This is a genomic window from Helicobacter pylori (genome assembly GCA_008032955.1).
Lineage (GTDB): Bacteria > Campylobacterota > Campylobacteria > Campylobacterales > Helicobacteraceae > Helicobacter > Helicobacter pylori_DC.
The window spans coordinates 1,489,828-1,502,926 of the sequence record CP032046.1 but is presented as its reverse complement, the minus strand read 5'-3'; the positions used below and the strand labels follow the sequence as shown (position 1 = coordinate 1,502,926).

Here is a 13,099-nt window from a genome sequence, read left to right as displayed (position 1 = left end):
CGTGTTTAAAAGTAGCGGTTGGAAATAACTTGAAAAAACGGAATGTTTTTAAAAGAAATCATTTAATTTTTTGGCTTATAATTAGGAGTTGAATATTATCAAAACTTAAGGGAATCACAATGTCTGTTACTTTAATCAATAATGAAAATAATGAACGCTATGAATTTGAAACGATTGAATGCACTCGTGGACCTAAAGCGGTGGATTTTTCCAAACTTTTTGAAACGACTGGGTTTTTTTCTTACGATCCAGGGTATTCTTCTACCGCCGGGTGCCAATCTAAAATCAGCTATATCAATGGCAAAAAAGGCGAATTGTATTACAGAGGGCACAGAATAGAAGATTTAGTCGCCAAATACAAATATGTAGATGTGTGCAGGCTATTGCTCACAGGGGAATTACCCAAAAATCAAGATGAAAGCTTGGAATTTGAATTGGAATTACGCCACAGAAGCTTTGTGCATGAGAGCTTATTGAACATGTTTTCAGCTTTCCCTAGTAACGCCCACCCTATGGCGAAACTCTCTAGCGGCGTGTCTATTTTATCCACCCTTTATTCCACGCACCAAAACATGCACACTGAAGAAGATTACCAAACGATGGCCAGAAGGATTGTCGCTAAAATCCCCACGCTTGCGGCCATTTGCTATCGTAATGAAGTGGGAGCACCCATTATTTATCCGGACATCGCGCGCTCTTATGTGGAAAATATCCTTTTCATGCTGAGAGGGTATCCTTATAGCCGCTTGAAACACACCACTCAAGGCGAAGTAGAAATCACGCCCCTAGAAGTGGAAGCCTTTGATAAAATCCTAACTTTGCACGCTGATCATGGGCAAAACGCCTCTTCTACCACGGTAAGGAATGTCGCTAGCACCGGCGTGCATCCTTATGCAGCTATAAGTGCTGGCATTAGCGCTTTATGGGGGCATTTGCATGGCGGGGCGAATGAAAAAGTGCTTTTACAATTAGAAGAAATCGGCGATGTGAAAAATGTGGATAAATACATCGCGCGAGTGAAAGACAAAAACGACAATTTCAAACTCATGGGCTTTGGGCATAGGGTGTATAAAAGCTACGATCCACGTGCCAAAATCTTAAAAGGCTTAAAAGACGAACTGCACCAAAAAGGCGTTAAAATGGACGAGAGGTTGAGCGAAATCGCCGCAAAAGTAGAAGAAATCGCCCTAAAAGATGAGTATTTCATTGAAAGGAATCTCTACCCTAATGTGGATTTTTACTCCGGCACGATTTTAAGGGCTTTAAAAATCCCGGTGCGTTTTTTCACGCCGGTGTTTGTCATTGGCAGAACCGTGGGCTGGTGCGCTCAATTATTAGAGCATGTCAAAAGCCCGCAAGCTAGGATCACGCGCCCAAGACAAGTCTATGTAGGGGATTAGGCTTTGTCCTAATTTTGCCCTAACAGAGCGTTGATGATAGTTTTAAAAAACGCTCAAAGTCTTTTTAAAGAGTAAGGATCTCGCACGAAGCGAGCGATAATTTTTAATAACCGCATGCAAACGCCCCAAAACTCAAGGACAACCCCACTTTTACAAGCAAACCCTTGAGTTTTTGGGGAAAATGATTGCAAAACGCTCCTCTTAAGAAAATTTAAGGAAATCCTTTTTACAATTTGAGAAATCATTCTTGCAACAAACCCAAAACAACCAAAGTTAAAAACCCCCTTTTATATAGCTACCCCCTATTAAACAATCTCATTTCTTTTAAAATGACCTTTATTGGTTTAATATTTGTTTAGAAACACCACAAAACCTTTTTTTTTTTTTTGAAAGGGCAAAAACGCCTAATTAATATCAAAATCCCATTAATTTATGCTATATTAACGAAAGCTTGCGGTATGGTCTTACTTAAAGACACACTTCCGCAAGATTTACTAACAATTTCAATCTTATTTTAATAAAGAAAAGGAGAAAAACATGAAGAAAAGATTTCTGTCATTAACTTTAGGATCGCTTTTAGTTTCCGCTTTAAGCGCTGAAGACAACGGCTTTTTTGTGAGCGCGGGCTATCAAATCGGTGAATCCGCTCAAATGGTGAAAAACACCAAAGGCATTCAAGATCTCTCAGACAGCTATGAAAGATTGAACAATCTTTTAACGAGTTACAGCACCCTAAACACTCTCATCAGGCAGTCCGCCGACCCCAACGCTATCAACAACGCAAGGGGCAATTTGAACGCGAGCGCGAAGAATTTAATCAATGATAAAAAGAATTCCCCGGCGTATCAAGCGGTGCTTTTAGCGCTAAATGCGGCAGCGGGCTTGTGGCAAGTCATGAGCTATGCGATCAGCCCTTGTGGCCCTGGCTCTGACAAAGATAAAAATGGGGGCGTTCAAACCTTTGAAAACACACCAACAAATCAATGGGGAGGGACTACCATTACTTGTGGCACTACTAATTATGAACCAGGACCATACAGCATTTTATCCACTGAAAATTACGCGAAAATCAATAAAGCTTATCAAATCATCCAAAAGGCTTTTGGAAGCAGCGGAAAAGATATTCCTGCTTTAAGCGACACCAACACAGAACTCAAATTTACAATCAATAAAAGTAATGGAAACACGAGTAGTAATAATGGAGAAGAAATTGTTACAAAAAATAACGCTCAAGTTCTTTTAGAACAGGCTAGCACCATTATAACTACCCTTAATAGCGCATGCCCATGGATCAATAATGGTGGTGCAGGTGGTGCGAGTAGTGGTAGTTTATGGGAAGGAATATATTTGAAAGGCGATGGGAGCGCGTGCGGGATTTTTAAAAATGAAATCAGCGCGATTCAAGACATGATCAAAAACGCTGCAATAGCTGTAGAGCAATCCAAAATCGTTGCTGCAAACGCGCAAAACCAGCACAACCTAGACACCGGGAAGACATTCAACCCCTATAAAGACGCCAACTTCGCCCAAAGCATGTTCGCTAACGCCAAAGCACAAGCGGAGATTTTAAACCGCGCCCAAGTAGTGGTGAAAGACTTTGAAAGAATCCCTACAGAGTTCGTAAAAGACTCTTTAGGAGTATGCCATGAAAAGGGTAGCGACGGCAATCTCCGTGGCACGCCATCCGGCACAGTGACCGGTAACACTTGGGGAGCCGGTTGCGCGTATGTGGGAGAGACCGTAACGAATCTAAAAGACAGCATCGCTCATTTTGGCGACCAAGCCGAGCGAATCCATAACGCGAAAAACCTCGCCTATACTTTAGCGAATTTCAGCGGCCAATACAAAAAGCTAGGCGAACACTATGACAGCATCACAGCGGTGCTCTCTAGCTTGCCTGATGCGCAATCTTTACAAAATGTGGTGAGCAAAAAGACTAACCCTAATAGCCCGCAAGGCATACAGGACAACTACTATATTGACTCCAACATCCATTCTCAAGTGCAATCCAGGAGTCAAGAACTCGGCAGTAACCCTTTCAGACGCGCCGGGCTAATCGCCGCTTCTACCACCAATAACGGCGCGATGAATGGGATCGGCTTTCAAGTGGGCTATAAGCAATTCTTTGGGAAAAACAAACGATGGGGTGCGAGATACTACGGCTTTGTGGATTACAACCACACCTATAATAAATCCCAATTTTTCAACTCCGATTCTGATGTTTGGACTTATGGCGTGGGGAGCGATTTGCTAGTGAATTTCATCAACGATAAAGCCACTAAACACAATAAGATTTCTTTTGGTGCGTTTGGCGGTATCCAACTAGCCGGGACTTCATGGCTTAATTCTCAGTATGTGAATTTGGCGAATGTGAATAATTACTACAAAGCTAAAATCAACACCTCTAACTTCCAATTCTTATTCAATCTGGGCTTAAGGACCAATCTCGCCAGAAATAAGAGAAGAGGCGCTGAACATAGCGCGCAACATGGCATGGAGTTAGGCGTGAAGATCCCCACGATCAACACGAATTACTATTCTTTGCTAGGCACTACCTTGCAATACAGAAGGCTTTATAGCGTGTATCTCAACTATGTGTTTGCTTACTAAAAGCTTAAACCCCTTTTTAAGGGATTTCTTTTTTGAACCCTCTCTTTAAATTCTCTTTTTTGGGGGGTTTAATCTTTTTTCGCTGACTTCTCACTCGCTTTTTAATCTTTCCATAAAGCTTTTATTTTTCTAAACTCTTTTAATTTTTTCCACCAAATAAAGTTTTTTGACTTCAAGCGTTAATCATAAAAAACACTCAAAGGCGTTTTTACAATCTAAATAAAAATTAGCGTTATTCAAGCGATCATTTTTATAACCCAATGAAAACGCCCCAAAGTCAAGGACAAACCCGCTTCACATAAGGAAACCCCTAAGCTTTTTAGGCTTAGGGGAACGCTCTTAGAAATTAGCGTTTCATCAAAAACACTGCCTTAAACCAAGAAAAAGAAATTTCAAGGTATAATAGTTTCCAAGAGTGTTTGCCACTTTTACGCTTCATGGCATGCTCCTTGTTTGCCCCATATCCTAACTATAAGGTGCGATAAAATCCTGCAACAAACGTGCTTTAAAGCCCTTAAATACAACCACCCTAAAAAACGCACTTTCCACTTTAAAATAAACCATAAAATCCCCATACCTACGATATAATCCTAAGATTGATTGATTTTAAGGGGCGTGTTTGACATCATTATTCCATCTGAAGTTTTTAAAGCCCCTAAGTTGTCTGCAAGCTGGTTTGCTCTATAGCCTTATTTTTGGCGTTTTATACCATTTCCCCTTATTCGCTTATGTTTATAAAGAAAGCAACCAGGTTAGTTTTATCGCCATGATGGTTGTGGTGCTTTTTTGCGTTAATGGCGCTCTTTTTTTGGCGTTAGGCTTGATCTCTGCTTCTTTGATGCGTTGGAGCGCAATAGTTTTTAGTTGGCTCAATTCTGTTGCTTTCTATTTCATTAGCACCTATAAGGTGTTTTTAAATAAGAGCATGATGGGTAATGTCTTAAACACCAACACGCATGAAGTTTTAGGCTTTTTGAGCGTTAAATTATTCCTTTTTATCGTTGTTTTTGGGGTATTACCCAGCTATATCATTTATAAAATCCCCATCAAAAATTCTTCTAAAAAAGCGCCCTTTTTAGCGATCTTAGCGTTAGTGTTTATTTTTATCGCTAGCGCTTTAGCTAACGCTAAAAATTGGCTGTGGTTTGACAAGCATGCGAAATTCATAGGGGGCTTAATTTTGCCCTTCGCTTATAGCGTGAACGCTTTTAGAGTGAGCGCTCTTAAATTTTTCGCCCCCACTATCAAGCCGCTCCCTCTTTTTTCGCCCAATCATTCCAATTCGTTTGTGGTGCTAGTCATTGGCGAAAGCGCTAGGAAGCATAATTACGCCCTTTATGGCTATGAAAAACCCACCACCCCAAGACTAAGCAAGCGTTTAGCCGATAATGAACTCACTCTTTTCAACGCCACTTCTTGCGCCACTTACACGACAGCGAGTTTGGAATGCATTTTAGATTCTTCTTTTAAAAATAACGCTTATGAAAATTTGCCAACTTACTTGACTAAAGCCGGTATCAAAGTCTTTTGGTATAGCGCAAACGATGGCGAAAAGAATGTTAAGGTTACAAGCTATCGTAAAAACTACGAATTGATTCAAAAATGCCCCAATTGCGAAGCGATCGCTCCTTATGATGAATCCTTACTCTATAATTTACCCAACCTTTTAAAAGAACGCTCTAACGAAAATGTCTTGCTCATCTTACACCTTGCCGGCTCGCATGGCCCCAACTATGACAACAAAGTGCCTTTAAATTTTAGGGTGTTTAAGCCCTATTGCTCAAGCGCTGATCTGTCTTCTTGCTCCAAAGAAAGCCTGATTAACGCCTATGATAACACCATTTTTTACAACGACTATCTGCTAGATAAAATCATTAGCATGCTTGAAAAAGCCAAGCAACCCGCCTTAATGATTTATTTAAGCGATCATGGCGAAAGTTTGGGCGAAGAAGCGTTCTATTTGCATGGCATTCCTAAAAGCATCGCTCCTAAAGAGCAATACGAGATCCCCTTTATTCTTTATGCCAATGATCTTTTTAAAGAGAAGCATTCCATCATTCAAACCCAAACCCCCATTAATCAAAACGTGATTTTCCATAGCGTTTTAGGGGTGTTTTTGGATTTTAAAAACCCTAGCGTTGTTTATCGCCCTTCTTTAGACCTGCTCAAACACAAAAAAGAGTAAAATAACACGCATGAAAATATTCTTATTTAAACAAAAATTTTTGGAAAGCCTGCCTAAAAGCTTTTCTAAAACTTTGTTAGCGCTCAGTTTGGGTTTGATTTTATTGGGTATTTTTGCACCCTTCCCTAAAGTCCCTAAACAGCAGAGCGTGCCTTTGGTGTTTCATTTCACCGAGCATTACGCGCGCTTTATCCCTACGATTTTATCTGTGGCTATCCCTTTAATTCAAAGAGATGCGGTAGGGTTTTTTCAAGTCGCTAACGCTTCTATCGCTACAACCATTCTCACGCACACCACCAAAAGAGCCTTAAACCATGTAACGATCAATGAGCGGCGTTTGGGCGAGCGCCCTTATGGGGGTAATTTCAACATGCCAAGCGGGCATTCGTCTATGGTGGGTTTGGCGGTGGCGTTTTTAATGCGCCGCTATTCTTTTAAAAAATACTTGTGGCTCTTACCCCTAATCCCTTTAACCATGCTCGCTCGCATTTATTTAGACATGCATACCATTGGCGCGGTGTTGGCCGGGCTTGGCGTTGGAATGTTGTGCGTGGCTCTTTTTACAAGCCCCAAAAAACTTAATTAAAAAAACTTAATTAAAAAAACTTAATTAAAGCTTTAATTCCTGTTTTTATAATCTTCATAAGAAAAGTTTTTAAGGATTTTAAACCCTTGTTGATCCAGTTTAGCCAAGCTTGGGAGCGGCACGCCATTAAACGAGTTGTTTTTGACAATCGTATAATGGAGCATGTCTTGAAACACGATTTTATCGCCCCTTTTTAAAGGCGTTTCAAAGCTAAAACTCCCCATAAAATCCCCCGCTAAACAAGTAGGGCCGCCTAAAAAGTAAGAAAACGCCCCTTGATTTTCACCCTTTTCAACTTCAATAAGCTCTTCATCATTTTCTACGGAAATCTTAAAAATGCTAGGGCGATAAGGCATTTCTAAGCAATCGGGCATGTGAGCGCTAAAAGAAGCGTCTAAAACCGCGATTTCTTGATCGTTTTGAACGATGTCTATCACGCTTGCGATTAAAAACCCGCATTGCCACCCTATGGCTTCCCCAGGCTCTAAAACCACTTCTATATTATGATAACGCTCTTTAAAATCCTTAATCGTTTGGATGAGCAAATTCACATTATAATCGCTCTTAGTGATATGATGCCCCCCACCAAAATTCACCCACGCCATGTTTTCTAAATAAGGCTTGAAATGCTTTTCTACATGCTCTAAAGTCCGGCACAAAGCGTCAGCGTTTTGTTCGCAATGCGTGTGGAAATGCAACCCGCTCACCCCCTCTAAGCCATGCTCTTTGACTCCCTTTTCAAATCCGCTAGGCGTAATCCCTAACCGGCTCACTTTAGAGCATGGGTTATAAATCGCTGGGGTTACTTCGCTATAGAGAGGGTTGATTCTCAAGCCCATTTTAATGGGGCTTAAGCCCAAGTTTTCTAATTGCTTGTTTTTGTCTAAAATCCTGTCTTTATAGGTAGCGTATTGGTAAAAAGAGTTGAAAATGATGCTTGTCGCTAGGGGTAAAATCGCGCTCATTTCAGCCTCTTTGAAAGCCGGGCTATAAACGCAAATTTCCTTATGGCTCTCTCGCCCCCCAAATTCTTCAAAAGCGAGCTTAGCCTCATAAAGACCGCTCGCGCAACACCCGTTCAATTTTTGTCTCAAAATCCCAAACTCACGCCAAAACGCATACCCCTTTAAAGCGAGCAAGATCTTTGCCCCGCTTTGTTGGCGCACGATTTCTAAAATCTTGGCGTTTTTTTCTAAGCGTTCGCTCTCTAGCACATAGCAAGGGGTGGGGATAGCGCTGTATTTTTTCATGCTAATTCCAAAAATTGCTTAACCACCCGCTGGATGTCTTTAGGGTTAGACTTAGAGATGAAATCATCGGCTTTTAAACTCCTGGCCATGTCTTCATTAGAGCTGCCGCTCATAGAAGAATTGACCACGATAGGGATTTTTGAAGTCAAAGGATTGTTTTTAACCTGCTTGATCACTTCAAAACCGCTCGCTTCTGGCATTTCTAAATCGGTGATGATAAGGCCAATATTACTCACATCGGTTGTTGGGTTGAATAAATGCTCTAGTAAGGTTTTACCATTGATAAAATCTATATGCTTAACGCCTAGCTTGTCTAAAATCATTTGCATGGTTTTTAAAACGCTTGGGGAGTCATCAGCGAGCAAAACGCATTGGTTAGAATGGATTTTAGAAAGCGTCTCTAAATCGCTGTGTTTTTCATCTTCAATCCAAGGGAACACATCTATAAGCATTTTTTCAATATCCACCACTTGCACCAAGCGTCCGTCAAAATAGCGCGTGCGGCTCACGAGCTTGTTATTGCCTGCAGATCCCCCTAGCCCAGCACTTTGCTCCATTTCAGTCCATTTCTTGCTCAAAATCCTATCCGCTTCATAGATCCTAACCCCTATAGTCCAGCGAGAAAACTCACAGATCATGATAATATCGTCTTCGCCCTTGTCTTTTTCTATCCTGTAAGGGCGTAAATCCTTGTTTTTGTTTTGGCTGTCATAATAAAACCATTTTTTCATATCAATCAAGGGAATGGTGAGCTCTCTTATAATGATTAACCCCTCAACGAGCGAATTGTTTTCGTGGCTAATGATTGTGAGATTGCCATGGTATTTCACCACTTCACGGATCTTAAAGACATTGACCGCATACAAATCCTTATTTTTACCCAGCCTGAAACACAACAATTGCAACTCGTTATTTTTATGCAAACTCGTAACTTGATCAATGCCCGCTAAACTATCAGCCATGACTTCCCCTTAATTTAGGTTTTCGTATCGTTTTATAATTATATCGTGTTTGTGTTTAATGCCAACGACACTTAAAAACTATCTTTGGGGTTTTTTAAATCATTTTAAATGACTCAAAACAAACCCGTTTTTAAAGCTGCGCACATATAAAATATTATGGCGGTTAGAGCAAAAGACTTGTGGGGCTGTTACAAACCCTGAAAGCAATTCCCTAGCGTCAATGACTTTAGGGCTTTCAAGCGATCTTTTACAAGGCTTTAATGAAAACGAAAAAGCGTCAATAGAATCAGCTCGAACTTCATAATTTTCAAAAGCTTTGTTTTTGATACGCATAAGATAGATTTTATGGGCAAAAATGCTCGTGTTTCTGGTGTCTGCAAAGGTGCTAACGCCTGAATACAACGAAGTTACTAACCCTCCAACAAACCCCAAATAATAATTCGCCACCGCTTGCATGCCTACCTTAAAAGTAGCCGATAAAATGGCTCTGGTGATAATGTAGGGCAATTGCTTCCTAAACTCGCTAGCGACCACCGCATCTATTGAGGCCAAAGTGTCAAAGGGGGTTACTTTTTCTCCATCTTTAAGAGTGAAATTTTGATAAAACGCTTCCCCTTTTTCTAGCTTGGGCAAGGCTATACTCACGTTATAAACCGAATCGATCATAAAAATAGGCACATCAATTTTAAATTCGCTTTTTTGCGGCTCTTTACCATCTTCAATAATGATCCAAGTGAAATGGCTCCTGTTAGGGTTTTTGAAAAAAACCAAGTCTTGGGCTACAAAAGGGCTTTGACTGATCCCATAAGCTTCATTAAGATAGCCTAACCCCTTATTCTTATCCCCATTTAAAGCGTAAAACAACCCTGAAAGATACGAAACCGCCGGGTTAAGCAAGCCTTGATAAGCTTCGTATTTGTCTAAATTAGAATAGGTGTTGTTTAAAATCTCGCTCACTTCTACCCTAGAGCGTTCCATATTAATATTGTGCTTTTTGCTAGAATCGATCTCTTTAATGGCTTTTTGCACTTCCTCATAATAAAATTCTTTAGCCCTGCGCTGGCGTTCATTCGCGCGGTTGAATTGCACCCTAGCTTTCGCACTATCGTTCAAAAGCATGTAGTCTATCGCTTTGTAATAATTGATTAAAACGCCCTCATAAATATTCCCCCCATAAGCGCGCACGTTATCATTAATCATGGTAGCGCCCACATAACCAGCCCCTCTTGTGAAAGCGCTTTGGGTTTTATCAAAGCGTTGCTCGGCTTGATCCAACACCCCTAAAGAAGTCTTATAATCCCTTGCGTATAAAGCGCTCAAGCCGTTTTGCAAGTCCCATAAAAGAGCGTTCTTTTTTTTCTTAGTGAATTGTTTGGAATATTCATAAGCTTGTTTAGGGCTTTCTTCATAATAGAGCGTGTTAAAATGCTCTAAGTCCATACGATAGCCTATGCAACCTGTTAATGATATTCCTAAAATTACCGACATCAACAGAACGAATATTTTCAATCTAACCCTTTTAATTGACATTTTTTTGCTTGACTATTTGAGCGTATCATAACATTTTTAATGAAAACATAAGCTTTTTATGGCTAAAATGATCCCTAAGCTCTTATTTAGACCTATGCAATAGGAATTTAGGGTAACGCTTCAGGGTAGGAATACAGCAGAGTCCCCTAATTTCTTGTGTGCCTTAGCCATCTGAATAGGAGTGCTTCAAAATGATATTGACTTTTTTAAACTAGCTCTTCAAAAGTTTCTCACGCCACTCTGTAGGGTAGTCTTTTTGTAACGCTTTCACTTTATTGACATGACTAGAATCTGAATTAAAGATTTTCAAATAACGCCCCAAGCCCTCCAAACTCACATCAATCATGTTGGAACTCCCATTACCCAGATTTTTGACTAAAACCTGCCTGGCATACAAAGGCGTGTTTTCTAAAAAAGAAATTTCAGTTTCGCTCAAAGGCACATTAAAATGGTGTTTCAACTCCCTAGCGTTTTTTTGCGGGTACAAAATGAGAGTCCCCATGTTGCTTAAAAAACTATGGGCGTTTTTGACTCCGCTGAGTTGGTAAATGTCTTGCAAAGCCAACACCACCACGCCATTAGCTTTCCTGGCTTGCGTGATTAAAGCGTTGATTTTAGTGTTCAACAAATCGTTTTCCACATAGGATTTAAACTCGTCTAAAAAAACCAAAAACCCGCTGTCGTTTTTCCTGGACTCTTCTAAGATCTTATAAAACAAGTAATAGGCTAAAAGCCCTAAGTCTTTAGGGTTTTGGGTGATCGCATCTAGGTTTATCACATTTAAAAAAGCGTTGGAGTTGAACGCGTCATTCAAAGCGTTAAAAAGGGGGTTATTCAAATACGGCTCTAAACTCAAGCCCAGTTGGTTAGATGAGGTTCTTTTAAGCGTTTCTTTAAAGTCTAGCAAACTAAAAGCTTTAGGGTATAAGGTCTCATAAAGGCTCTTAATCGCGCCAGAAATCGCATTCATGTCTTCTAAGGCTTCTTTATCCCTTGAAGGGGCGAGATCCAACATGCTCAAAAAGAAGGATTGCAAAAATTCTAGATTCTGTAAATTAGGCTCTAAACAAAAGGGGTTAATGCTAAAAGATTGGCCGTCATGGTAATGCCCTTTAAAAAATTTTGTGAAAGAATACAGCCCTTGCATCCTGTCAAAAGCTAAAAGGCGCATGTTTTGGTATTTCAAAGCGCTCATCATTAAAAAGCTAATCAGCGTGCTTTTACCGCTCCCAGTAGCCCCTATGATTAGAGTATGCCCATTCACTCTAGCGACTTCTTTAGCGTTGTTGTGGCTCACTTCTTGGTTGTGGAAATTGAATAAAAAAGGGGAATAATCCAAATTTTTAAACACGCTCAAAGGGCTATTCCCCCATGAATTAGCCTTAAAGCCTAAATTTTGCCTTTCAAACACCATTAAACACGCTAGGGCTTTAGAGGTTAAAAAACGCAAGCGGTGGTTTAAATGGATGCGTTCAGGGAAAAAGGAAAAATACCCCCCTTTCAAGCCAAAAGTTTCTATAACGCCCACTAAGTTTTCTTTAAATAAAAGCCCTAAAACTAAGCTTGTTTGAGCGTCTAAATCCTCTAAACTGGGGGCTTTGATAAGAATGTTTAGGGCGAATTTTTGCATGGATAGGCGTTTGGTTTTGACTAATTCTTGGTATTCTAGCAGCTCGTTTTTAACGAGATTGGACATGCTAAACTTGGCCCTCTCTTTTAAAAAACTCAGCGTTTTATGCGCACTCATAGGCTCTATAGAAAAGATAATGTCTAAAGGCGTTTCTTGGTATAAAAGCGCTCCCACCGCTATAGAAGTGATGCGTTCGCTCTCATAAGCTTTAATGCCAATCAAGCGGTTGTAGGTTTTTTGGTTAAAACCCTCTTGAATGAAGTAATCTTTTTCAAAAGTGATAGAACTAGCGATATAGCTGTCGCTCAAATACCCTCCTACTAGAGGCTTTAAAGGGAGTTCAAACCCATTAATATATTCTGCGTAAAAATTCAAAACCTCTTTAGAGTTTAAGAGTTTGGGGGCATAGTTTTTGAGCTGGATTTCTAAGCTTTTTAAAGTTTCTTGCAAAAAATGCGCTTTATAAGAGAGGATGTCCTTAAAATTTTCCCTATTGGCATGCATTAAGGATTTTTTCTTATGTTCTAAAACGCCCTGCAAAGAATGCATGCTTTCTAAAACTAAAAAATACTGATTTTCATACACTTCTTTGTTTTCAAATTGATTCAAAATCGCTTGCAAGTATTTAGAATCAGCTTGAATGTTTTGTTGGTGATCAATTTTACGCCTTTTAACCACCAGGCGCACCACGACTTTTTCTAAAGAATCCAACGCCATTTGGCGCTCGGTGAAGAGATCTTGCAATTGCTCTGTGCTTAAATGGGTGTAGCTAACCCCTTCTAAACGGAGGATGCCCACTAAATTTTCGTTTTTAGTGAGTAAAAAATGCTCATCATACAAGCCTAAAATGTTGTTTTCTTCGCTCATGGAATAGCTTTTAGGCAAAACCCCTAAAAAATAGTTTGAAACCTTTTGTTTGATAGCGCTCAAAAGCTTTTCTAACATC

General features: G+C 40.2%; 9 protein-coding genes, 1 other RNA gene and 1 pseudogene. 6 read left to right on the top strand and 5 right to left on the bottom strand.

All coding sequences use genetic code 11. From position 1 onward, the window contains the following. The first annotated feature begins 119 nt into the window (after positions 1-119). From D2C72_07375 to D2C72_07365, 3 genes and pseudogenes are all read left to right on the top strand, one after another. Entirely contained in the window at positions 120-1,400 is a 1,281-nt protein-coding gene (locus D2C72_07375; protein QEF44038.1) for a citrate synthase, read from the top strand. Between the two features lie 537 nt (positions 1,401-1,937). Beyond that, entirely contained in the window at positions 1,938-4,010 is a 2,073-nt protein-coding gene (locus D2C72_07370) for an outer membrane protein (protein ID QEF44037.1), read from the top strand. Between the two features lie 166 nt (positions 4,011-4,176). Next, positions 4,177-4,385 (top strand): annotated as a pseudogene (locus D2C72_07365) (hypothetical protein). Here the strand turns inward: D2C72_07365 and D2C72_07360 are convergent. Further along, positions 4,357-4,449 (bottom strand): hypothetical protein, encoded by a 93-nt coding sequence (locus D2C72_07360; protein QEF44036.1) that lies wholly within the window; start codon positions 4,447-4,449, stop codon positions 4,357-4,359. The pseudogene D2C72_07365 and the gene D2C72_07360 overlap by 29 nt on opposite strands. A 180-nt stretch (positions 4,450-4,629) precedes the next feature. Between D2C72_07360 and eptA the strand changes: the two genes are divergently transcribed. Then, positions 4,630-6,195 (top strand): phosphoethanolamine--lipid A transferase EptA, encoded by a 1,566-nt coding sequence (gene eptA, locus D2C72_07355; protein QEF44035.1) that lies wholly within the window; start codon positions 4,630-4,632, stop codon positions 6,193-6,195. Positions 6,196-6,205: 10 nt separating this feature from the next. Further along, a complete protein-coding gene (gene lpxE, locus D2C72_07350) occupies positions 6,206-6,781 on the top strand; it encodes a lipid A 1-phosphatase LpxE (protein ID QEF44034.1) in 576 nt (191 codons plus the stop codon). A gap of 32 nt (positions 6,782-6,813) precedes the next feature. On the opposite strand, the gene nspC is transcribed toward lpxE, so the two are convergent. The 3 genes from nspC to D2C72_07335 form a co-directional block, all read right to left on the bottom strand. Further along, a complete protein-coding gene (gene nspC / locus D2C72_07345; protein ID QEF44033.1) occupies positions 6,814-8,031 on the bottom strand; it encodes a carboxynorspermidine decarboxylase in 1,218 nt (405 codons plus the stop codon). After that, positions 8,028-8,993, bottom strand: coding sequence for a chemotaxis signal transduction protein CheV (locus tag D2C72_07340; protein QEF44032.1), 966 nt, complete (start codon positions 8,991-8,993; stop codon positions 8,028-8,030). Before D2C72_07340 ends, nspC begins: the two co-directional genes overlap by 4 nt. Before the next feature lie 99 nt (positions 8,994-9,092). Continuing rightward, positions 9,093-10,502: a hypothetical protein gene (locus D2C72_07335; GenBank protein ID QEF44031.1), complete on the bottom strand. Its 1,410-nt coding sequence runs from the start codon at positions 10,500-10,502 to the stop codon at positions 9,093-9,095. A gap of 104 nt (positions 10,503-10,606) precedes the next feature. On the opposite strand from D2C72_07335, the gene ffs reads away from it, so the two are divergent. Next, an RNA gene (ffs, locus tag D2C72_07330) (signal recognition particle sRNA small type) lies at positions 10,607-10,704 on the top strand. A gap of 30 nt (positions 10,705-10,734) precedes the next feature. Here the strand turns inward: ffs and D2C72_07325 are convergent. After that, the gene (locus D2C72_07325) at positions 10,735-13,098 is read right to left on the bottom strand and encodes a VirB4 family type IV secretion/conjugal transfer ATPase (GenBank protein ID QEF44030.1); all 2,364 of its coding nucleotides are present in this window, start codon (positions 13,096-13,098) and stop codon (positions 10,735-10,737) included. Between the last annotated feature and the right edge of the window lies 1 nt (position 13,099).